The 20,195-nt window shown below is 72.3% G+C and carries 20 protein-coding genes and 1 tRNA gene; 10 read left to right on the top strand and 11 right to left on the bottom strand.

The window, feature by feature from the left end:
* The first annotated feature begins 223 nt into the window (after positions 1-223).
* Positions 224-1,663, top strand: coding sequence for an MFS transporter (locus tag ACIBCJ_RS06580; RefSeq protein ID WP_365979021.1), 1,440 nt, complete (start codon positions 224-226; stop codon positions 1,661-1,663).
* A gap of 88 nt (positions 1,664-1,751) precedes the next feature.
* On the opposite strand, the gene ACIBCJ_RS06575 is transcribed toward ACIBCJ_RS06580, so the two are convergent.
* On the bottom strand, positions 1,752-2,738 hold the full coding sequence (locus ACIBCJ_RS06575; RefSeq protein WP_365979020.1) for a WYL domain-containing protein: 987 nt from the start codon (positions 2,736-2,738) through the stop codon (positions 1,752-1,754).
* Between the two features lie 118 nt (positions 2,739-2,856).
* On the opposite strand from ACIBCJ_RS06575, the gene ACIBCJ_RS06570 reads away from it, so the two are divergent.
* Together ACIBCJ_RS06570 and ACIBCJ_RS06565 are read left to right on the top strand one after the other, a co-directional pair.
* Positions 2,857-3,222 carry a VOC family protein gene (locus ACIBCJ_RS06570; protein ID WP_362094689.1) on the top strand — a complete coding sequence of 122 codons (366 nt, stop codon included), beginning with the start codon at positions 2,857-2,859 and terminating at the stop codon, positions 3,220-3,222.
* A gap of 120 nt (positions 3,223-3,342) precedes the next feature.
* On the top strand, positions 3,343-3,909 hold the full coding sequence (locus ACIBCJ_RS06565; protein ID WP_362510661.1) for a dihydrofolate reductase family protein: 567 nt from the start codon (positions 3,343-3,345) through the stop codon (positions 3,907-3,909).
* An 8-nt stretch (positions 3,910-3,917) separates the two neighbouring features.
* Here ACIBCJ_RS06565 and ACIBCJ_RS06560 read toward each other — a convergent pair whose 3' ends face one another.
* Entirely contained in the window at positions 3,918-4,328 is a 411-nt protein-coding gene (locus tag ACIBCJ_RS06560) for an ATP-binding protein (protein ID WP_362094683.1), read from the bottom strand.
* A gap of 221 nt (positions 4,329-4,549) precedes the next feature.
* On the opposite strand from ACIBCJ_RS06560, the gene ACIBCJ_RS06555 reads away from it, so the two are divergent.
* The 4 genes from ACIBCJ_RS06555 to ACIBCJ_RS06540 all read left to right on the top strand — a co-directional run bounded on the left by ACIBCJ_RS06555 (position 4,550) and on the right by ACIBCJ_RS06540 (position 7,331).
* Positions 4,550-5,401 carry a helix-turn-helix transcriptional regulator gene (locus tag ACIBCJ_RS06555; RefSeq protein ID WP_365979019.1) on the top strand — a complete coding sequence of 284 codons (852 nt, stop codon included), beginning with the start codon at positions 4,550-4,552 and terminating at the stop codon, positions 5,399-5,401.
* Between the two features lie 8 nt (positions 5,402-5,409).
* The gene (locus ACIBCJ_RS06550; protein ID WP_365979018.1) at positions 5,410-5,604 is read left to right on the top strand and encodes a DUF397 domain-containing protein; all 195 of its coding nucleotides are present in this window, start codon (positions 5,410-5,412) and stop codon (positions 5,602-5,604) included.
* Positions 5,605-5,677: 73 nt separating this feature from the next.
* Positions 5,678-6,139: a pyridoxamine 5'-phosphate oxidase family protein gene (locus ACIBCJ_RS06545; RefSeq protein WP_362094672.1), complete on the top strand. Its 462-nt coding sequence runs from the start codon at positions 5,678-5,680 to the stop codon at positions 6,137-6,139.
* A gap of 91 nt (positions 6,140-6,230) precedes the next feature.
* Positions 6,231-7,331: an LLM class flavin-dependent oxidoreductase gene (locus tag ACIBCJ_RS06540; protein WP_362094669.1), complete on the top strand. Its 1,101-nt coding sequence runs from the start codon at positions 6,231-6,233 to the stop codon at positions 7,329-7,331.
* On the opposite strand, the gene ACIBCJ_RS06535 is transcribed toward ACIBCJ_RS06540, so the two are convergent.
* A complete protein-coding gene (locus ACIBCJ_RS06535) occupies positions 7,307-9,238 on the bottom strand; it encodes an EAL domain-containing protein (protein ID WP_365979017.1) in 1,932 nt (643 codons plus the stop codon). The two genes, ACIBCJ_RS06540 and ACIBCJ_RS06535, sit on opposite strands and share 25 nt — an antisense overlap.
* Positions 9,239-9,522: 284 nt before the next feature.
* Between ACIBCJ_RS06535 and ACIBCJ_RS06530 the strand changes: the two genes are divergently transcribed.
* Positions 9,523-10,833 (top strand): M6 family metalloprotease domain-containing protein, encoded by a 1,311-nt coding sequence (locus tag ACIBCJ_RS06530; protein ID WP_362510670.1) that lies wholly within the window; start codon positions 9,523-9,525, stop codon positions 10,831-10,833.
* Positions 10,834-10,951: 118 nt separating this feature from the next.
* Here the strand turns inward: ACIBCJ_RS06530 and ACIBCJ_RS06525 are convergent.
* From ACIBCJ_RS06525 to ACIBCJ_RS06495, 7 genes are all read right to left on the bottom strand, one after another.
* Positions 10,952-11,025, bottom strand: a tRNA-Lys gene (locus ACIBCJ_RS06525).
* Entirely contained in the window at positions 11,016-11,612 is a 597-nt protein-coding gene (locus ACIBCJ_RS06520) for a bifunctional DNA primase/polymerase (protein ID WP_362510673.1), read from the bottom strand. Before ACIBCJ_RS06520 ends, ACIBCJ_RS06525 begins: the two co-directional genes overlap by 10 nt.
* A gap of 144 nt (positions 11,613-11,756) precedes the next feature.
* Positions 11,757-12,104, bottom strand: a complete 348-nt coding sequence (locus ACIBCJ_RS06515) for a hypothetical protein (RefSeq protein ID WP_362094657.1) — start codon at positions 12,102-12,104, stop codon at positions 11,757-11,759.
* Between the two features lie 151 nt (positions 12,105-12,255).
* Positions 12,256-13,815 (bottom strand): pectate lyase, encoded by a 1,560-nt coding sequence (locus ACIBCJ_RS06510; protein WP_362094654.1) that lies wholly within the window; start codon positions 13,813-13,815, stop codon positions 12,256-12,258.
* Between the two features lie 467 nt (positions 13,816-14,282).
* Positions 14,283-15,092, bottom strand: a complete 810-nt coding sequence (locus tag ACIBCJ_RS06505; protein WP_365979016.1) for a hypothetical protein — start codon at positions 15,090-15,092, stop codon at positions 14,283-14,285.
* A gap of 138 nt (positions 15,093-15,230) precedes the next feature.
* A complete protein-coding gene (locus ACIBCJ_RS06500) occupies positions 15,231-15,962 on the bottom strand; it encodes an aspartate/glutamate racemase family protein (RefSeq protein WP_362094648.1) in 732 nt (243 codons plus the stop codon).
* Positions 15,959-16,861 carry a decarboxylase gene (locus tag ACIBCJ_RS06495; protein WP_365979015.1) on the bottom strand — a complete coding sequence of 301 codons (903 nt, stop codon included), beginning with the start codon at positions 16,859-16,861 and terminating at the stop codon, positions 15,959-15,961. The genes ACIBCJ_RS06500 and ACIBCJ_RS06495 overlap by 4 nt, the downstream gene beginning before the upstream one ends.
* Before the next feature lie 186 nt (positions 16,862-17,047).
* On the opposite strand from ACIBCJ_RS06495, the gene ACIBCJ_RS06490 reads away from it, so the two are divergent.
* Positions 17,048-18,025, top strand: coding sequence for a D-2-hydroxyacid dehydrogenase (locus ACIBCJ_RS06490; RefSeq protein WP_365979014.1), 978 nt, complete (start codon positions 17,048-17,050; stop codon positions 18,023-18,025).
* Between the two features lie 45 nt (positions 18,026-18,070).
* Positions 18,071-19,456, top strand: a complete 1,386-nt coding sequence (locus ACIBCJ_RS06485) for an amidase (RefSeq protein WP_365979013.1) — start codon at positions 18,071-18,073, stop codon at positions 19,454-19,456.
* Positions 19,457-19,627: 171 nt separating this feature from the next.
* Here the strand turns inward: ACIBCJ_RS06485 and ACIBCJ_RS06480 are convergent, their stop codons facing one another.
* Complete coding sequence (locus tag ACIBCJ_RS06480; protein WP_362094636.1) at positions 19,628-20,125, bottom strand: DUF3830 family protein; 498 nt, start codon at positions 20,123-20,125, stop codon at positions 19,628-19,630.
* Between the last annotated feature and the right edge of the window lie 70 nt (positions 20,126-20,195).

Genomic DNA, 20,195 nt, shown 5'->3' with positions numbered 1-20,195 from the left:
TTTTTTACGACGTCAGGAGTAAGGCTTGCCTAACATCGGCGGGCTACCGGTAGAACTTAAGCACTGAGACATTCAGCGCCTACATAAGTGGGCTGTCGCCGCACCTCTCCCGCCCTCATCCCCTCATCGCCGCCGGCACGCGGCTGCTCCGTCGTGCCGTACGGCCCGAACCCTCCGTGCGGGCTCGCGCACTCCCCGACGCACGGGATCCGGAGACCCACCCATGACGATCGACGCAGCCCGTGACACCCCGGGCCGACGAGACGACGGCCGAAGCGACGGCACCGGCGACTCCGCCGCGCTCGCGGCCGCCATCGGCGCCCGCTTCGAACGCCTGCCGCTGTGCCGCTGGCAGGTGATGGTCCGGCTGGTCGTCGGCGCCGTCACGTTCTTCGAGGCGTTCGACCAGCTTCTGATCGCCTACGCGCTGCCCGAGCTGCGTGACGAGTGGCACCTCGGCACGAGCCAGGTCACCGCCCTGATGACCGTCGGCTCGGTCGGCATGCTGATCGGCGCCCTGGTCTCGGGCCGGCTCGCGGACCGGATCGGCCGGGTGAAGGTCATCGCCGGCTGCATCGCGCTGTCCGGCCTGTGCAACCTGGCCCTGACCCTGTGCACCTCCCCCGAGCCCTTCATGGCGCTCCGCTTCGTCCAGGGCATGGCCATCGGCGGCGAGGTGCCGATCGCGGCCACCTTCATCGCGGAGATCACCCGCGCCCACCAGCGCGGCCGCTTCGTCCTCCTGTACGAGCTGGTGTTCCCGGCGGGTCTGACCGCGGGCGCGCTGCTCGCCGCCTGGCTGGTGCCGCTGCTCGGCTGGCGCTGGATGTTCGGCCTGGCGGCCGTCCCCGGCGTGCTGTGCTTCGCCCTCGCCCGCTGGGTCCCCGAGTCGCCCCGCTGGCTCGCCGACCACGGCAGGCACGAGGAGGCGCGGGCGACGATGGCGTCGATCGAGGAGAAGGTCGAGAGGATCACGAGAGCCCCGCTGCCGGACCCCGCACCGGCCCGCCCCGTCCCCGTCCCCGCGCCCGCGGGCAGCGGCGGCACCGGCGGCCTGCGCGAGCTGCTGAGCGGCCGCTACGGCAGGCGCACCCTCGTGATCGGCGCCCTGTGGTTCACGGGCTACTTCGCGAACTACGGCATCACGTCCTGGCTGCCGACCATCTACGAGGACCACTTCGGCCTCGACCTGTCCACGGCGCTGCTCTACTCGACGGTGACGAGCTGCGCGGGCCTGGCCGGCTGTCTGCTCGTGGCCCTCACGGTCGACCGGGCCGGCCGCCGCGCCACGGTGACCTGGTGCATGGCGGCGGCGGCCCTGTGCTTGCTCCTGCTGGGCCTGACCGGGGGCGACTCGGCGGGCGGCGTCCTGGCCTGGACCTCCCTCGCGGCCGTGTTCCTCTTCGGCTCCAACATCTGCCTCTACCTGTACACGCCGGAGCTGTTCCCCACCCGGATCAGGGCGCTGGGCTCCAGCGTCGGCGGCGCGATGAACCGCCTGGGCGTCATCCTCGGCCCGATCGTCGTGGGCGCCATCTACGCCGGTGGCGCGGTCGGCACGGTGTTCGTGACCCTGGCCGTCGTCGCCGTCGCGGGCTCGCTGACGGCGGCGGCCTGGGCGGAGGAGACCAGCGGCCGCGCCCTGGAGGACGTGGCGCCGTAGGGGGCGGGGCCGCACGGCGAGGACAGAAGGGTGCTTCTGTCCTGCGGTGGCTCATTCGCGCGGGGGCCGAACGGATGCGGGGAAGTGTTCACGTGTCGGCGACAGGGGTGTGGGCGCGGACGAGGTGAGCAGCGAGCCGCTCGACCAGGCGCCGCGCGGCCTCCGGGGCGACGACCTCGATGTGCTCGCCGAACTGGAGCAGCTGCCGCACCCCGTCGATCCCCCGGTACGCCACGGTCACCTCGACCCGCCCGTCCTCCCCCGGCTCCCCCGCGTCGCCCACCGCCAGGAGCCGGGCCCCCAGGATCCGCCGGGCGAGGTCCAGGCTCCCGGCGTCGACGCGCGCGGTGACCAGCACCCGCCCCGCACCCTCCAGCGCCTCCGCCAACTCCCTTGCGGAGCCCGCGAGATCGGCACCGGCCCGCAGCCGCCGCGGTTCGTCGAGCACGAGCCACCGCTGAAGCCGGGTGAGCGCGAACATCCGCGGCCGCCCGTCCTGGTCGGCCACCAGGTACCAACGCCCGCCCCGCTGCACGAGCCCGTAGGGATCGACCACCGACTCCCGCGCGGACGGGGCGCCGCTCCTGCGGTAGACGATCCGCAGCCGCTTCGCCGTCCGCACGTCCCGGACCAGCCCCGCGACGTCGATCAGGGGCACGTCGTCCTCGAACCAGGGCCGGTTGTCGATCGCGATCACGTCCGTCAGCGCGAGCGGCAGGTCGTCCCGGGCAGGCGGCGGCTGCCTGCGCGAGGTGAGCTTGCGCAGCGCCGAACGGGCGGCCGCCTCGCCGCCGAGCTGCCGGGCGCGGTCGAGGTCGAGCCCGACCGCCCGCAGCAGGTCCGCCTCGCCGGTCGTCAGCTTCGACAGGTCGGCCTGGTCACCGGGCAGCAGGCTGATCCCGCCGTAGGTGCCCCGCTCGGTGAAGACGGGAATCCCGGCGTCGACGAGCGCCCGCACGTCGCGCAGCACGGTCCTGGTCGACACCCCCAGCTCCCCGGCCAGCTCCTCGGCCGTGGTCCGCCGACGCGTCTGCAACGCCGCCAGAAGCTCGATCAAACGCTGCGGCCGGCTCATCCGGCAGCCTCCTCACCCGAACATGACACCTCGAACATGACACCTTCTGTCATGTTCGCAGACGAGGCTGGCACCGAAGGCCGGATCCGACCGGCCCGTCCGCAAGGAGCCGATACCCATGTCCGCACCCAACCTCTTCCTCGTCTACGTCAACGACGTCGAGCGCGCGACCGCCTTCTACTCCGACCTGTTCGACATCAAGCCCGTGATCACGACACCGCGTTACGTCCCCTTCGAGGTGGCCCCGGGCGTGCTGTTCGCCGTCTGGAGCGGCCGCGGCGACCAGATCGCGCCCGGCACCCCGCGCACCTCGGAGGTCGGCCTCATGGTCCCCGGCTCCGCGGCGGCCGTCGACGCCGTCCACGCCGAGTGGGTGGCCAAGGGCGTCACCGTGGTGGAGGAGCCCCACGACGAGGTCTTCGGCCGCACCTTCGTGGTCGCGGACCCGGACGGCAACCTCATCCGCGTCTCGCCGGTCGACTAGTCCGCCTCCTCCGCCCGGGCGCCGCATCCTCGACATCCGTCGACATCCGTCGACACCTGCTGCGGCGCCCGCCCGGCGGCCGTACCGTCGGACCCGAGCGGCTACCGAGGAGGCCTTCCGATGCGCAGCGTGACCTATTCGATGAACGTGTCCCTCGACGGTTACATCGCCGACGCGAGCGGCGGCATCGACTGGAGCGACCCGGACGACGACGTCTTCGGCTTCTGGACGGACGAGATCCGCGAGGCCGGCGCCCACCTGCTGGGGCGGCGCCTGTACGAGACGATGCTGTACTGGGAGACCGCCGAGGAGGACGAGTCGCTCGGCGCCGCGGAGCTGGAGTGGGCCGCGCTGTGGAAGGCGCTGCCGAAGGTGGTCTTCTCCAGGACGCTGACGACGGTGCGGGGCACCAACACCCGCCTGGCCTCCGGCACCCTGGCCCAGGAGATCGAGCGCCTTCGGGCCGAGCCCGGCGACGGCGACATCGCCATCGGCGGCGCGGCCCTCGCCGCCGAGGCCGCCGCGGCCGACCTGATCGACGAGTACCGGACCATGGTCCACCCTGTACTGGTCGGCGGCGGCACCCCGTACTTCCCCCGGCACGAGCGCCGGGTGAACCTCGACCTCGTCGAGCACCGCACCTACGGCTCACGCGTGACCTACCTCCGCCACCGCGTGGTCCGCTGACCCGCCCGTCAAGCGACCCCCAGCTCGCACCACACGTACTTGCCCCTGTTCCCCTCGCGAGCCAGCGGCTGCCACCCCCACACATCCGCACACGCCCGGACCAGCGCCAGCCCTCGCCCGTCCTCCCGCTCCACGGCCCGGTCGAACGGCTGCGGCGGCTCCGGCGGCGAGGGGTCCGCGTCCCAGGCACCGAGCCGGAGCACTCCGTTCCCGGACCAGCGGACCCGCAGCGCGGCGGGCCCCTTGGTGTGCCGCACGGCATTGGACACCAGCTCCGTCGCCAGCAGTTCGGCGACGTCGACCATCCGGATCAGCCCGTGCATCGTCAGGATCAGCCGCAGGGTCCGACGGCAGACGGTGACGGCTCTGGGGTCGTTCGGGATGTAGAGGGAGTACTCCCACGGATCGTTTTCGGGCATGGCGGTTCCCTCCGAGGGTGGGGGTGATTGGGTGCCGTGCCGGTGTCTTTGCCGCTTTGCCATGACAGGGCAAAACGGTGCGCTTCCGCCACATGCAGTTGCAGTGCGTGTTCTCCGCGCCACTGACGGTAGACCTTAGAATTAATGGCATGCAAGCCCGTCGCGTAATCTGACACCCGAACGAGGAGCAGCACCGGGCGCGTTGAGCAGGGGGCACGAGAATGGGAACCAAGCGCGTAGCGACGGCACGGCAGTTGCGCTTGGCGGTAGAACTGCGCAGGCTGCGCGAAACATCGGCCCTCAGCGCCCGCGAGGCGGCAACCCTCCTCAGCGTCAACTCGGTCCAGATCAGCCAGATCGAATCCGGCACAACAGGCGTGAGTGAACAGCGCCTACGCCGCCTGGCCGCGCACTATGCCTGCACTGACGAGGACTTGGTCAACGCCTTGGTGGCGATGGCGACCGACAGGTCGCGCGGTTGGTGGGAGGAGTACCGAAACCGTTTGCCCACGCCGTTCCTGGACCTGGCGGAGCTGGAGCACCATGCCACCTTCCGCTGGGATGTGGACTTCCTGCACGTCCCAGGGCTCCTACAGATCGAGGACTACGCCCGAGCACTCTTCTCGCGGCGAGTCCCCGAGCTTCCGCAGGACGAGCTGGACTTGCGCGTCCGCCACCGGATGCAGCGACGCGAGATCCTCGAAGGCGAGCGGCCGATCCCGTACGAAGCCCTCGTACACGAAGCGGCATTACGCATCAGAGTCGGAGGTCGCGCCACCTCTCGTTCCCAGCTCGCGCACATCCTGGAGTTCTCCGAGGCAGAGCACGTGACGTTGCGCGTCATCCCTTTCGATCTGGAGGAGTTCGCCGACGTCACAGCCGCCATGGTCTACGCGGGCGGTGACGTCCCGCGACTGGACACCGTGGTGCGCGACGGCCCCCACGGCACGCTGTTCATCGATTCGGAACCGCAGCTGGATGTCTTTCGAACACTCTTCCGTAGAGTGGAGGCGGTATCGCTCACCCCCGAGCGTTCCCGTGACTTCATCCGCAGACTGGCGAAGGAACTGTGAGGCTCTCGGTGACCATCCCCGACAACTGGCGGAAGTCCTCCTACTCCGGCAGCGGCGACGGCAACGCCTGCGTGGAGGTCGCCCTGGACCACCCCCTGATATCCGTCCGCGACTCCAAGACCCCCACCCGAGCCGTGCTCACCTTCCCCACCTCCGCCTTCGCCGCCTTCCTCACCGCCCTGCGGAACCCGCCCCGACGCTGAGGAGCGCCGGCATCTCGGCCTAGGACCCGCGCCCGATGCGCGGCGTGATCGTGAACGCCTAGGGTCGGCGTCCATGCAGGCTACGGAGATCACTCCCCGCACCGCGGCGGAGCGCAAGCGCGACACCTTGCGGCGGTTGAGCACGGAGCGCGACGTGTGGGTGTCGACCGCTCACCCCGACCACGGGCCGCACCAGGTGCCCCTGTGGTTCCTGTGGGACGGGCGGGCGGTCTGGATGTGTACCGCCTCCTCCTCCGCGAGCGCGCGCAACATACGCCGGGAGCCGCGCGTACGGCTGTCGCTGCCGGACACCTTCGACGTGGTGCTGCTCCAGGGTGAGGCGGAGGCGTACTCCGCGAGCGAGGTACCGACGGAGGCCGCCGACGCGTTCGCGGGCAGGTTCGGCTGGGATCCGCGGACGGAACGGGGTTCCTTCGTCTACCTGCGCGTCGAGCCGGTGACGGTCCGCGCGTGGCGCGGAGAGCCGGAGCTTCGCGGCCGGGTCGTCATGCGTGAGGGGGCGTGGCTGGCCTAGCCACCGCACCGGGGAATAACCGGAGGCCCCCTCCTGTTACGTCGCGCAGCGACCCGCGTACGACCACGCCGAACACAGGAGGCACCCCACCATGCCCGCAGACGCCGCAGAGGAGATCCGGGGCACCGCCCACGGCACCGCTCCCGTCCCCCTCTCCGTACTGGACCTGGTGACCGTCGGCGCGGGCCGCACCGCCACCGACGCCCTGCGCACCAGCGTGGACATCGCGCGCCTCGCGGAGCACCGCGGCTACCACCGGTACTGGGTCGCCGAGCACCACTCCATGCCCGGCGTCGCCTCCTCCTCCCCCGCGGTGATCCTCGCCCACCTCGCCGCCCACACCGACCGCATCCGCCTCGGGTCGGGCGGCGTGATGCTGCCCAACCACGCGCCGCTGGTCATCGCGGAGCAGTTCGGGACGCTGGAGGCGATGGCGCCGGGGCGTGTCGACCTCGGTCTCGGCCGGGCGCCCGGCACGGACGGGGCCACCGCCGCCGCCCTGCGCCGTACCGACCGCCTGAACGAGGGCGCCGACGACTTCCCGCAGCAGCTCGCCGAGCTGATCCGGTTCCTGGACGACGACTTCCCCGACGGGCACCCCTACGCCCGCATCCACGCGGTGCCGGGGCCCGTGCAGGCCACCTCGCCCGGTGGCGTGCAGTCGGCGCACCGGCCGCCGGTGTGGCTGCTCGGTTCCTCCGGGTTCAGCGCGCGGCTGGCCGGCACCCTCGGGCTGCCGTTCGCCTTCGCGCACCACTTCTCGGCGCAGAACACGGTCCCGGCGCTCGACCTGTACCGCGAGTCCTTCCGGCCGTCGGCCGTCCTGGACGCGCCCTACGCCCTCATCGGCGTCTCCGCGCTCGCGACCGACGACGAGAAGGAGGCACGCCGGCAGGTGCTGGCCGCCGCCCTGAACATGGTCCGGCTGCGCACCGGACGCCCGGGCCTGGTGCCGACGCCCGAGGAGGCGGAGGCGTACGCCTTCAGCCCGATGGAGGAGGACTTCGTCCGGTCCTGGAACGCCAACGTCGTGCACGGCACCGCCGACGAGGTCCGGGCCGGCCTCGACGACCTCCAGAAGCGCACCGGCGCCGACGAGCTGATGCTCACCGCCAACGCGCACGGCGGCGACGTGAGGCTGCGCTCCTACGAGCTGATCGCCGACGCCTACGGGTTGCCGACGCCGGCCTGACCCCCGGCCGGGCCGGCCCCGGCGGAGTCCAGCAGCGCGGAGATGCGGTCCGGCGCCACCGGCCGGGAGTAGAGCCAGCCCTGGCCGGTGTCGCAGCCGATGCGGCGCAGGCGGGTCGCCTGGTCCGAGGTCTCCACGCACTCGGCGGTGACGGTCAGGCCGAGGCGGTGGGCGAGCTGGACCATCGCCTCGACGATGACCTCGTCGGCCGGGTTGGCGGCACCGGCCCCGCCGGCCTCGGAGACCGCCCCGTCCGAGGCCGCGCCGGCCGCCGCACCGTCGGCCACGCCGTCGTACTGGAAGCCCCGTACGAACGCGCCGTCCAGTTTCAGCACCGAGACCGGCAGCCGGCTGAGGTAGGCCAGGTTCGAGTAGCCGGTGCCGAAGTCGTCGATGGCGATGTGGACGCCCATGTCGCTGAGCGCCTTGAGGACCTGGAGCGGGCGCCCGGCCGAGCCCATCACCGCCGACTCCGTCAGCTCCAGCTGGAGCAGGTGGGGCGCCAGGCCCGTCTCCTCCAGGGTGTGGGCGACGTCCGCCACCAGGTCCGAGTCCCAGACCTGGCGGACCGCCACGTTGACGCTGACGAAGATCGGCGGCTCGCCGGGGTGGGCCAGCTGCCAGCGCCGGGCCTGCCGGCAGGCGGTGCGCAGGATCCAGCGGCCGAGGGGAACGATCGAGCCATCCTCCTCCGCCAGTGCGATGAACCGATTCGGCGCCAGGACGCCGAACTGCGGGTGGTTCCAGCGGATGAGCGCCTCGACGCCCCGCACCCGGCCGTCCTCCATGCCGACCAGCGGCTGGTACTCCAGGGCGAACTCGCCGCGCTCGATGGCCGGACGCAGGGTGGCCGCCAGCGCCTGGCGGGTCATGCGGCTGGCGTTGCGCTCGGGGTCGAAGAGGGTCCAACGGGCCCGGCCGTCCGCCTTGGCCCAGTACAGGGTCGTGTCGGCGGCCTGCATCAGGGCGGTGGGCGTGGTGCCCGCGGTGTGGCGCTCGACGACGCCGACCGAGGCGGTGACCGACAGGCACCGGTCGGCGAGTTCGAACGGCGGCTGGAGGGCCGCCAGGACCGCCCCGGCCAGATCGGCCAGCTGTTCGGTGCCGGTGGAGTCCTCCACCAGGAGGGCGAACTCGTCGCCGCCGAGCCGGGCCACCAGGGGCGTGCCGGAGCGGGCGCCTGCGGCCTCCTCCGCGCACCGCGTCAGCCGTTCGGCCACGGCGGCGAGCAGGCGGTCGCCGACCCGGTGGCCGTGGGTGTCGTTGACGGCCTTGAACCCGTCCAGGTCCAGGTAGCACACGCCGATCCGGCCGGTGCCGCCGTGCTCGTAGGACTCCGCCTCCAGCGCGGCGGTGAGGCGTTCGAAGAACAGGGCGCGGTTGGGCAGCCGGGTCACCGGGTCGTGCATCTGGAGGTGGCGCAGCCTGGCCTGGAGCTCGCGCCGGGCGCTGACGTCGGCGACGGAGAGCAGCAGGCCCGGGGCGTCCCCGTCCCCGGAGCCCTCCGGACCGGCCAGCGGCTCGACCGTCACCTGTGCCCACAGGGAGTGCCCGTCGGCCCGCTTGAGCCGTCTGGTGCAGCGCAGCCGGGGCCGGTGGCCGCGCAGCACCTCGCGGTACGCGTGCCAGGTGCCGGCGTCGGAGGCGAGGTCGACGAGGTCGGCGGCCACCGAGCCGGTCAGCGTCGCCGGGTCGGTGCCGAGCAGGGTGCCCAGGGTGTCGTTGGCGCTGACGACGAGGCCTTCGGGGTCGACCAGAGCCATGGCGAGCGGGGCCGTGGTGAACACCGACCGGTAGGACGAGGGCTCCGCACGTCCGGCACGAGGAGCCAGAGCGCCGTCACTCTCTGTGATGACCGTTGGGCTGAGGTCTACCGCGGGCGCCGGCCCTTCGGAGGTTCCGTTCACCGCTCGCTCCCGCAGTGCCTCGATCTCTGTTCGTGCTCTGTTCGTGCAGGAAAGTGTGCCGATCATAGAGGCTGACACCGGGCCCTTCCAGCCGCCGTTCCGCTTTCCGGACCGGGCGGCTCCTCCGGCAGATCGTTTCTGCTCACACCTGGACGGGTCCGTCACCCCTCCGACCAGTTGTGACGTTCCGTGAGTGTCTTCGGAATGTCGAGTGGGCGAACTCCGTCGAAATCCCGGCCGGCTCACCCATCCGATGTAGGCGAACAGGTCGTAATACGACAATCATGCACAAGCTGGGTGCGGTGTCCCGTCAACCGCGTCCGGAGGTCCATGTGCCGCGCCAGTTCCCCCGGACCAGGCTGCGCAGCACCGCCGCGGTGTGCACCACGATGTCGGCGCTCGCCGCGACCTCCCTGATCACCGCCCCCTCGGTCGCCGAGCCCTTCTCGCCGGCGCCCTGCGCGCTGCGGCGCACCGACGTGCACCACTCCGAGGGCCTGGACACCTGGAACGCGGCCTATCCGCGACCGGCCCGCACGCTGGACGCGGTGATGGTGTTCCTGTCCTTCCCCGACTCCCAGCCGCTGACCGCGCCGGCCGACCTCGTCGCCGACCACTTCCCGGCCACCGGCGACTTCTTCCGGCGCGCCTCGTACGGCGCCTTCGCCCTCCGCCCGCACCCGCAGCGGGACTGGATCCGGATGCCGAGCCCGTCGACGTCGTACGCCATACGGCGCGACTGGGGCCCCGAGCACCGGGCCGCCTACCTGCGCGACGCGCTGGCCGCGGCCGACCGGCACGTCGACTTCTCGCGGTACGACGTCGTCTACTTCGTCGCGGACCCGGACGCGCCCGGGGTGGACTCCGACGCCACGAAGGTCGTCAACCTGGACACCCCGCTGCGTGCGGACGGCAAGGACATCCGTCGGGTCGTCACGGTCTTCGAGAACCACCCGCCGGACCGGCTGGTCCTGGCGCACGAGACGGGCCACGTCTTCGACCTGCCCGACCTGTACCACCGGCCGGCCGACGGCGAGGGGGATTGGGACACGCACGTCGGCGACTGGGACCTGATGGGCAGCCAGTTCGGTCTCGCTCCTGACATGTTCGGCTGGCACAAGTGGAAGCTGGGCTGGCTGCAACCCCGGCAGGTGGCGTGCGTACGGGGCAGCGGGCCGACCCGGCTGACGCTGGAGCCGCTGGCGGCGGGGCCGGGGGTGGAGCTGGCCGACGCCGCCGGGGCGCCGGCCTTCGGTCTCGGCCGGGGCACGAAACTGGCGGTGGTGCGCACGGGCTCGGGCAGCGTGCTCGCCTTCGAGGTGCGCACGCCGGTCGGCAACGACGCCTCCGCCTGCCGGGCGGGGGTGCTGGTGTACCGGGTGCACAGCGGGGCGGAGTCGGGCGGTGGGCCTATCGAGGTGGTCGACGCCCACCCGGGCACCGAGGCCTGCTGGGCCGACTCGGTCTACCCGCCGCTCGCGGACGCGCCGGTGGGCCTCGGCGAGAGCTTCACGGTGCCGGGCGACGGCGTACGGGTGGAGGTCCAGGGCCGCACGGAGTCGGGCGCCTGGACCGTGCAGATCACCCCCGGCTGACTCCTCGGCGCCGAGGGGGCCGCGAGTGGCGAAGCCCCCACGCACGGCGAGACTGCACAAAAACAACGATGGCGAGGTGGTCCGCGCTTTACGCGAACACGCCTCGCCATCGCCAACGTGCGCCGCCAGGGACTCGAACCCCGGACCCGCTGATTAAGAGTCAGCTGCTCTAACCAACTGAGCTAGCGGCGCCTGCTGACGTCGTAGACCTTAGCACCCTGGTCGGGGGGAGGAAAAATCGAAATCCGCACGGCGTCGCGGGCCGCCCGCACGGCCGCCCAGAGCAGGATCTCCGGGCCGGGCAGCCACGGCTGGCGGGTGTCCGGGGCCACCAGCCAGCGCGACCCGGAGCGCGGGGGCGCACCCGCGGGGGCCGGGACGGTCACCGCGTCCCCGGCGCCGTGGCACAGCAGCGGCGGCACCGTGCCCGCACGGCCTCCCCGGCGGCCGCGGGCGCCCCACTCCTCCCAGTCGAGGAGCGAGGGCAGGCGCTGGGCGGTGCCCGGAGCGGCGAACAGCAGCATCCGGCCGCGGAACTCCGCCACCGGCCCCGACCCCGGGCCGTCGTCCCACAGCCGGTCCAGCATCCGGCGGCCGAAGATCGCGGGGACGCTCACCACGTCGAAGACGGAGCCGCAGGGCAGGACGACCGGGGCCTCGGGCCGCTCCTCCCAGAGCGCGAGCGTGCTGCGCGGGTACGCGCCCGCGGACGCCAGCCAGGCGGCGCCGTCCGAGGTGACGTCGGAGACGTGGGGTGCGGCGTTGCGTGTGCTGCTCATGCCGCAAAGATCTACCGAACGTGAGGAGACCGCTCCGTGGAGTTGCCGGAAATCGCGACACGGGGGCCGGGGAAGGGGTATCTTGCCCACCCTCCTGGCATATGCGACACGACTATCCGGGCACCTGTTCGGGGAGCGGCCGGCTCACTCGGCCGGTTCGCCGCGCATCAGGTCGCGCCCGAACTCGACCATCTTCTTGGCGTAGTCCTCGGTCCACTCGGCCCGTTCGGCGATGTCGGCCGTCGTCAGCCGGTCGAACCGCCTCGGGTCGGCCAGCTGCGCCGCCGCGACCGCCTGGAACTCCGTCGCCCGGTCCGCCGCCGCCCGGAAGGCGTGCGTCAGCTCGGTGGCGCGCTCCAGCAGGGCCCGCGGGTCGTCGATCGACTCCAGGTCGAAGAAGTGCTCGGGGTCGGCGGCCGCCTCCGCCGGCTCGAACAGCAGGGGCGCGGGGCGTAGCCGCGGTTCGTTCCGACGCGGCGTGGGCTCCGCCATGTCTTCTCCTCCTCGTACGTCACGACGCGGCCCGCCCCGGGTGCGGGGGCGCTCCGGTGGAGTGGGCCACCGTCCATTGTCCCGCGCCCGCGCAAGAGGGCGGGGTGTGTCCGGCGCCGCTGCCCGGACACACCCCGCCCTCCCGGCCGTGTCAGCCGGCGTACGTCTCGAACTCGGCGATCTTCGGGGTGCCCGAGGCGCCGGTGATCTCGAAGGTGATCTTCTCCAGCGAGACCGGGGAGAAGCCGATCACGCCGGCTCCGCTGCCGGAGGCCAGCACGGCGCCGGTGTCGCGGTTGAGGACGCGGTAGGAGCCGACGGTGCCCGCGGAGCCCGCCGCCTCCCGGATGTTGATCTTGGAGACGGTGGTGGCGGAGGACCACTTGACGGAGATCGAGCCGGTCGTGCCGGCCGGGGACCAGTACGTGCTCAGGTCACCGTCGCGCACGTTGCCGTAGCTGGTGCCGCTCGCCTTGGACGAGCCGTCGGAGCCGGCCCCGAGGCTCAGGTTGGTGCCGCTCGGCGGGTCGGTCGGATCCGGGTCCGTCGGGTCCGTCGGGTCGGTCGGGTCCGGGTCGGTGGGATCGGTCGGGTCCGGGCTCTGCGGCGTGCAGCTGCCGTCCGACACCTTGAGGCCCTTGTTCGCGCCCGCCGTGGCGCTCACCACGGAGGGCACGCAGGAAGCGGCGTCGAGGGTGTAGGAGTACGGGACGGACACCGTGGTGTTGGACTGCGGGTTCGGACCGGCCGGGTTGCTGTCCTCGCCCGGCTCGGACCAGGTCACGTTGTCGAAGATGTTGCCGCTGACCTGCCAGGTGCCGGCCTGGTCGGTGTAGAAGGTGCCGAGGACGTCCTTGGAGTCCTCGAAGTAGTTGTTGTCCACCTTCGCCTTGGCGCCCGCACGGGAGTTGATCCCGGACTCGTTCAAGTTCTTGTAGTGGTTGTTGTACATGTGGGCGATCCCGCCGCGCAGCAGGGGCGTGCGGGAGTCGATGTTCTGGTACAGGTTGTGGTGGAAGGTGACGTACCCGTTGGAGCGGTCGCTCTCGCTGGAGCCGATGAGCCCGCCGCGGCCGGAGTTGCGCAGGACGCTGTAGGACAGGGTCACGTACTGGGTGTTGTCCTTCATGTCGAAGAGGCCGTCGTAGCCCTCCGACTCCCCGCCCGAGGCCTCCAGGGTGGAGTGGTCGACCCAGACGTTGCGGACGTCGCTCTCCATGCCGATGGCGTCGCCGCCGTTGGAGGTGGGCGAGCCGGACTTCTTGACGTTCCGGACGGTCACGTTCTGGATCACGATGTTGCTGGACTCGCGGATGTGGATGCCCAGTTGGTCGAAGACGGCGCCGCTTCCGACGCCGACGATCGTGATGTTGCTGACCTGCTTCAGCTCGATCTTGTCGGCCGCGGTGCTGCAACTGCTGCCGGACACCTTGCTGGTGTTGCCGTGGTTGATGGTGCCCTCGACCTCGATGACGATCGGGGTGCTGCTGCTGGCCCGGCCGCACAGGGCCTGGTGGATCGCGGTGCCGGTGGTGGCCCGGACGGTCTGCCCGCCCGCGCCGCCGGTCGTGCCGCCGTTCTGGGTCGCGTAGCCGGTGGCGCCGCCGGCCGCGGCCGCCGCCTCGGGCATCGTCAGCACCACACCGGCCGCGGCCGCGAGGGCCAGCGTGCCCAGTGCCGCTTGGAGTCGCAGCGCGACTGGTCGTCTCATCCTCGGTCTCCCCATTCGCCTTCACATGCCGGAACGGAAGTCATGTCGTGATCACGTCAAGCAACATGACGGGAAAGCGCTTTCTCGGCGTGACAATAGGGTGCACCCTGGGACCTGACAAGGGTTCAGACGCGTTCAGTATTCAGGCCGTTGTCTGCCTACATGAACGAAGTGATCGCGCGAACGGGTCGTAACGGACCCCGACCCACCCCTTCCCCCGGCCGCACGGCCCCGCCGATGTGCGTCTCGGCCGGAGCTGCGGTACGATCATCCTGCCTGATCACGGAGGTCAACCTCCCGCGGCGGACGATGCGTTGGTGGTCCAAGGAAAGACGCCCCACTTCCCGTGGGGAAATGCAGGTGCAAGGCCTGCCCAGCGCTCGACGAGAACCCCGGTCCCGCTCACGCGGGGCCGGGGTTTTTCCGTGTCGGCCGGGTCCGGGGCCAGCCCCGGACCCGGGTCCGGGTCACCGGGCGAGCTTGGCCTCCTGTGCGTCGATGACGGCGGTCGGCTGCTCGTACGCCTCATCACGGCTGATCGCCGCGATGTTGAAGGAGGAGAACCCGGCGAGCGTGCTGCCCGTCCGGAAGACGACGACCTTCGTCTCGACGGCCTCCTCGTCGGTCTTCGTGCCCACCGTCCAGGCGACGGCGTCCTCACCGGCCGCGAGCTTCTCCCCGGCCACCTTGGTGACCTGCTGCTTCTCCCCGTCGATCGTCATGGCGAAGCCCTTCGCGCACTTCTCGCCCGCCGTCCGCAGCGTGCCGAGGGCCTGGTCCGCGCCGTCGGCGTCGTAGGACCAGAGGGAGGTCATCGTCTTCGTGATGTCGAGGGAGTCGATGGTGGCCTCCTTCGCCTCCTCCTCCGTCATGTCCGCGAGTTCCTCAGTCGAGGGCATGCCCTTCTTGGCCGCCGCGGACTCCTGGACGACGAGCCGCTGGGCGCTCGCCGTCGGGTCGCCCGCCGGGAGGGCCGAGAGCACCCGGGCGACGGGGTCGCACTCCGCCCGGTCCACGGTGAGGGAGTCGGGATCGAAGACGTCGTCCTTCCCCGGCTTCTGCACCTCGTGGTCCTGGAGGTCGGCCGTGGCCACGATCCGCTTCTCCAGTTCGGCGGCGGTCAGCGCCTCCGCCGCCGGCTTGTCGGCCGCGCCGGCCTTCGACTTGCCGCCACCGCTCCCCCCGTCCTGGTCACCGCCGCCGCAGGCGGTCGCCGCCAGGGCGAGAGCGACCGCGGAAGCGGTGAGGACGGTACGGCGTACGGTGCTGGCGCGCATGGTCGTTCTCCTTGTGCTCAAGCGCCCCGCGCCAAGACACGGCGCGGGGTCGACAAGATCAAGACGAACGGGACCGGTCCGGGGTTGTACGCCACCAGCCGGTCCGGTGCGAGGCCTCGCGAGCGGCAGCGCGCCTCCTCAGGCCTGCACCACCGGCTCTCGCGTGAAGAGCGCGCCCAGTTCCGGGGCGTTGACCCGGCGGTCGGCCAGGCGCAGGCCCTCCCAGACGGTGACCTGGTTCGCGGTGAGCACCGGCTTGCCCAGCTCCTTCTCCAGGGCCGGGATGTGGGCCGCCGTGTGCAGCGCGGTGTCCGGCAGGAGCACCGCCTCGGCGTCCGGGCGGTCGGCGGCGCGGGCCAGGGCCAGCACCTCCTCCTCGGTCCAGGTGCCGACCTCGGCGGCGGTGACGATGCCCGAGCTGACGACGTCGGCGACCTCGACGCCGGCGGCGCCGAGGAAGTCCGCGAAGAGCCGGGCCACGTCGTCCGGGTAGGTCGCGCCGACCGAGACCCGCCGGGCGCCGATCTCCTTCGCCGCGTGCACGAAGGCGAAGGAGGTGGACGAGGCCGGCAGGCCCGCCGCCTGGGCCAGGGCGCGCACCTGTTCGTGGGCGCCCTCCCAGCCGTGCACGAAGCTGCCGCTGGTGCAGGCCCACACCACGGCATCGGCGCCGGCCAGCCGCAGCTCGGCCACGCCCGCCTCCAGCCGCTGGGGCGAGCCCATCTCCAGCAGCGCGTCCACCCGGTGGGCGTCCTCGCCGATGTCCGTGTGCACCAGGTCCACCCGGATGTCGCTGCCCAGGAGCTGCTCGATGCGTGGGTAGTCGTCCTCGCCGGAGTGGCCCGGGTACAGGAATCCCAGTGCTGTCATGTCCACCCTTCCTGCTGCTGTTCCGTGTCCGGGACGTCACCGACGCCCGGCATGTCCGCGGCAGCGGGTCCGACCGGACCGGCCACCGCGGGGTCGACGGGACCGGCGGGCCCCACCACCGCGGAACCGGCCACGCCCGTCGCCGCGGGGCCGGTCCGGGCGGCCGGGTCGGTCAGCGCCTGGTACGGCCCCACCGCAGGAGTACCCAGTCGGCGCAGGGCCGCCCACATCGTCACTTGGTTGGCCGAGATCACCGGTATGCGCAGCTCGGCCTCCAGCTGCGGGATGACGTCGTAGGTGGGGAGGTTGGTGCAGGAGATGAACAGGGCGTCGGCCGTCCCGGGCGCGGGTACGGCCCGGCGTGCCATGGCGGCCACGTCGCGGTACGGGACCTTCCAGATGTGCCGGGTCAGCCCCATGAAGGCGCAGCCGGCGACGGTGACACCGGCCTCGGCGACGTACGCCTCCAGCGCCCGGGTCACGGACACGGTGTACGGGGTCACCAGCGCGACCCGGCGCACGCCCAGCTCGGTCAGCGCGTCGAGCAGGGCGCCGGAGGTGGTGACCGACGGGACCGCGCCCGCCCAGGTCATCGCCTCGCACATGGCGCGCTCCCCGGCGGCGCCGCCGACGAAGCTGCCCGAGGTGCAGGCGTAGGCGACGACCTCGGGGGCGATGGCGTTGAGGGTGCGCACCGCCTCGCCCAGGGTCTCGTGCTCGCTGACCATCCGGGCGAGGTCGAGACTGACCTCGACGGGCACGAAGGGGGTCCGCGTCATGTGGAGCGACACGTCGTCGGGCACCCATCGCCACAGCTCGCGATCGAGTGCGAAGTCGAACGGGGCGACCACGCCGACCCCGCGTTGCGGAGCTGGTCCGCCGAGAAAGGAGATGTCCATGGCACGCACCGGCCTCACACTGAGAAAGCAGAGGGCAACGCACCGTCAGAACGGCCGTGTTGACGAAGGTAGGTTGCGGTGCGAGCGTGGTCAATCCGCCCGCGTCACTCCCAGGTCAACAGCCGGTTAACTTCCGCGTCACCACCCGAACCGCCCCCGCCCCGCCGACCGGAGACAGGCCCGCCGATGACCACGTCCCCTTCCCCGTCCGCACCCGCGTCCCTGCCGACGCTCCTCGTCCTGGACGCCGAGCCGCCGCCCCGTCTCGGCCGGCTGACCGGCCGGGTCCGCGTCGAGCACGCCGGCCCGGCGACGCTGGCCGAGCGGCTGCCGTACGCCGACGTCCTGCTGGTGTGGGACTTCACCTCGCACGCGGTGCGCGAGGCGTGGCCCGGCGACGGCCCGCGTCCGCGCTGGGTGCACACGGCGAGCGCCGGCGTGGACCACCTGATGTGCCCGGAGCTGGCCGGGTCGGACACGGTGGTGACCAACGCCCGCGGCGTCTTCGACCAGCCGATCGCCGAGTACGTCGCCGCGCTGGTCCTGGCGATGGCCAAGGACCTGCCCACGACGCTGCGCCTGCAGGGCGAGCGGACCTGGCGCCACCGCGAGTCGACGCGGGTGGCCGGGACGCGCGCCTGCGTGGTGGGCTCCGGTCCGATCGGCCGGGCGGCCGCGCGGACGCTGGAGGCGCTGGGCATCACCACCGCCGTGGTCGGTCGCACCGCACGGTCCGGCGTCCACGGAACGGAGGACCTGGACCGCCTGCTCGCCGGGGCCGACTGGGTGGTGGCGGCGGCTCCGCTCACCGACGACACCCGCGGCATGTTCGACGCCCGGCGCTTCGGGCTGATGCGGCCCTCGGCCCGGTTCGTGAACGTGGGGCGGGGCCAACTGGTCGTCGAGGACGACCTGGTCGAGGCGCTGACCGCGCGCCGGATCGCGGGCGCGGCGCTGGACGTGCTGAACCACGAGCCGCTCGCCCCGGACAGCGCCCTGTGGCGGGTGCCGGATCTGATCGTCTCACCGCACATGAGCGGGGACACGGTCGGCTGGCGGGACGAACTGAGCGCCCAGTTCGTGGAGTTGTTCGAAAGCTGGGCGGCGGGCGGGCCGCTGGCCAACGTGGTCGACAAGAAGCGCGGATACGTGCCCGGACACTGACGTCGCCGCCGGGGCGGACGTCCCAGACCCGCGGGAGGGTGCTGCATGACCGACCTCACCGAACTGACCGCCGTACGGCTCGTCGAGGGCTACCGCGAGGGCGCGTTCAGCCCCGTGGACGCCACCCGGGCGGTCCTGGAACGGGCCGAGCGGATCCAGCCGGAGGTGAACGCCTTCGTCCGGCTGACCGGTGAGGGGGCGCTGGAGCAGGCCCGGCGGTCCGAGGAGCGGTGGCGCCGCGGGGAGCCGTGCGGGCGGCTCGACGGGGTGCCGGTCACGGTGAAGGACATCCTGCTGACCCGCGGCGAGCCGACCCTGCGCGGCTCGCGGGCCGTCTCGCCGGACGGCCCCTGGGACGAGGACGCGCCGTCCGTGGCGCGGCTGCGGGAGCACGGCGCGGTCTTCGTCGGCAAGACCACGACGCCCGAGTACGGCTGGAAGGGCGTGACCGACTCGCCCCTGTCCGGCGTGACCCGCAACCCGCACGACCCGTCCCGTACGGCGGGCGGTTCCAGCGGGGGCGCGGCGGCGGCCGTGGCGCTCGGGGCAGGGCCGCTGGCGCTCGGCACCGACGGCGGTGGCAGCGTGCGCATCCCGGCGTCGTTCTGCGGCGTCTTCGGCCTGAAACCGACGTACGGGCGGGTGCCGCTGTACCCGGCGAGCGCGTTCGGCACCCTGGCGCACGTCGGTCCGATCACCCGGGACGCGGCGGACGCCGCGCTGATGCTGGACGTCATCGGCACCCCGGACGCCCGCGACTGGTCGGCGCTGGGCCCGGCGTCCGGGTCGTTCACCAAGGCGCTGCCGGGCGGGGTGCGGGGGCTGCGGGTGGCGTACTCGCCCTCGCTGGGCGGGCAGGTGGCGGTGCGTCCGGCGGTGGCGGGGGCGGTGCGGCGGGCGGTGGAGCGGCTGGCGGGCCTCGGCGCGTACGTGACGGAGGCCGATCCCGATTTCACGGATCCGGTGGACGCCTTCCACACCCTGTGGTTCAGCGGGGCGGCGCGGGTGGTGCAGCACCTGCGGGCGGGACAGCGGGAGCTGCTCGATCCGGGGCTGCGGGAGATCGTCGGGGCCGGGGCGCGGTACTCGGCGCTGGAGTACCTGGCGGCGGTGGACGTGCGGATGGAGCTGGGGCGGCGGATGGGCCGCTTCCACGAGGAGTACGACCTGCTGGTGACGCCGACGCTGCCGATCACGGCGTTCGAGGCGGGGGTGGAGGTGCCGAAGGGGGCGGGGTACCAGCGGTGGACGGGGTGGACGCCGTTCACCTATCCGTTCAACCTGACGCAGCAGCCGGCGGCCACCGTGCCGGCGGGGAGCGATGGGGACGGGTTGCCCGTCGGGGTGCAGATCGTCGCGGCGCGGCACCGGGACGACCTGGTGCTGCGGGCGGCGCATGCGCTGTACGAAGCGGGTACGTCGGCCGGCTAGTCACCGGCGTGGAGGTGGGCGCGGGTGGGGCGCGTGACCCGGCGCTGCGGGGCGCCTCCCCCAGCAGGGACACCCCCAGCGCCCACCCGTGCCGCCCTGGGCGTACCTCCCAGGGCGTTCAGGCACTGGGGGAGGCACGACTGCCCGCAGCTGGCGGATGGGCACCCGCAGCTACGAAGCCCGGCGGAAGCTGAGCGTCTCCCCCGCCGCGCCCGTGCGCCACAGGTCGTTGCAGGCCTCGGCCATGGCGTCGAGGCCCTCGGTGATGCGCCCCCAGACGGTGCCGGGGACCCAGCCGACGTCGCCGTTGAGGAGCAGGTTGTTGCGCTCGTAGAAGAGGGCGAGGTCGACGAGGGTGGTGCCGGGCCGGACCTCGCGGTCGTAGCCGTACGCCTTCGTGCCCAACTCGGCTCCCGCGAAGGCGAAATAACACAGGTCGCCCGGGATGGGCGTCACCGTCGGGTTCTCCAGTGGTGGCTCGGATGCCGCGAAGGGCGGGAAAAGGGCGTAGATCTCGTTGCGCGCGTATTTGGCGTGATACACGTCGCTGCCGAGGGGGAGCGCGTCCCAGACGGCCGCGCAGGTGATCGGGGCCCGGTCGTCGAGCAGTTGGGCCGTGCAGGTGATTCCACGCTTGACCAGCGAGACTTCGATGTAGCGATCAGCCATGCCTCCATGGCAGTGCCCCGCGGCCCCGCGGTCAAGGGTGCCGGACCGAGGTATCGGACCGAAAAAGATC

This window comes from Streptomyces sp. NPDC051136 (assembly GCF_044455745.1).
GTDB lineage: Bacteria > Actinomycetota > Actinomycetes > Streptomycetales > Streptomycetaceae > Streptomyces.
This window is presented reverse-complemented; position numbering and strand designations above follow the sequence as displayed.

What these genes read in the sequence shown, in the direction of transcription:
- ACIBCJ_RS06580 (WP_365979021.1), top strand. Translation starts at nt 224, where the DNA reads ATGACGATCGACGCAGCCCGTGACACCCCGGGCCGACGAGACGACGGC.
- ACIBCJ_RS06575 (WP_365979020.1), bottom strand. Translation starts at nt 2,738, where the DNA reads ATGAGCCGGCCGCAGCGTTTGATCGAGCTTCTGGCGGCGTTGCAGACG.
- ACIBCJ_RS06570 (WP_362094689.1), top strand. Translation starts at nt 2,857, where the DNA reads ATGTCCGCACCCAACCTCTTCCTCGTCTACGTCAACGACGTCGAGCGC.
- ACIBCJ_RS06565 (WP_362510661.1), top strand. Translation starts at nt 3,343, where the DNA reads ATGCGCAGCGTGACCTATTCGATGAACGTGTCCCTCGACGGTTACATC.
- ACIBCJ_RS06560 (WP_362094683.1), bottom strand. Translation starts at nt 4,328, where the DNA reads ATGCCCGAAAACGATCCGTGGGAGTACTCCCTCTACATCCCGAACGAC.
- ACIBCJ_RS06555 (WP_365979019.1), top strand. Translation starts at nt 4,550, where the DNA reads ATGGGAACCAAGCGCGTAGCGACGGCACGGCAGTTGCGCTTGGCGGTA.
- ACIBCJ_RS06545 (WP_362094672.1), top strand. Translation starts at nt 5,678, where the DNA reads ATGCAGGCTACGGAGATCACTCCCCGCACCGCGGCGGAGCGCAAGCGC.
- ACIBCJ_RS06540 (WP_362094669.1), top strand. Translation starts at nt 6,231, where the DNA reads ATGCCCGCAGACGCCGCAGAGGAGATCCGGGGCACCGCCCACGGCACC.
- ACIBCJ_RS06530 (WP_362510670.1), top strand. Translation starts at nt 9,523, where the DNA reads ATGCACAAGCTGGGTGCGGTGTCCCGTCAACCGCGTCCGGAGGTCCAT.
- ACIBCJ_RS06520 (WP_362510673.1), bottom strand. Translation starts at nt 11,612, where the DNA reads ATGAGCAGCACACGCAACGCCGCACCCCACGTCTCCGACGTCACCTCG.
- ACIBCJ_RS06515 (WP_362094657.1), bottom strand. Translation starts at nt 12,104, where the DNA reads ATGGCGGAGCCCACGCCGCGTCGGAACGAACCGCGGCTACGCCCCGCG.
- ACIBCJ_RS06510 (WP_362094654.1), bottom strand. Translation starts at nt 13,815, where the DNA reads ATGAGACGACCAGTCGCGCTGCGACTCCAAGCGGCACTGGGCACGCTG.
- ACIBCJ_RS06505 (WP_365979016.1), bottom strand. Translation starts at nt 15,092, where the DNA reads ATGCGCGCCAGCACCGTACGCCGTACCGTCCTCACCGCTTCCGCGGTC.
- ACIBCJ_RS06500 (WP_362094648.1), bottom strand. Translation starts at nt 15,962, where the DNA reads ATGACAGCACTGGGATTCCTGTACCCGGGCCACTCCGGCGAGGACGAC.
- ACIBCJ_RS06495 (WP_365979015.1), bottom strand. Translation starts at nt 16,861, where the DNA reads ATGGACATCTCCTTTCTCGGCGGACCAGCTCCGCAACGCGGGGTCGGC.
- ACIBCJ_RS06490 (WP_365979014.1), top strand. Translation starts at nt 17,048, where the DNA reads ATGACCACGTCCCCTTCCCCGTCCGCACCCGCGTCCCTGCCGACGCTC.
- ACIBCJ_RS06485 (WP_365979013.1), top strand. Translation starts at nt 18,071, where the DNA reads ATGACCGACCTCACCGAACTGACCGCCGTACGGCTCGTCGAGGGCTAC.
- ACIBCJ_RS06480 (WP_362094636.1), bottom strand. Translation starts at nt 20,125, where the DNA reads ATGGCTGATCGCTACATCGAAGTCTCGCTGGTCAAGCGTGGAATCACC.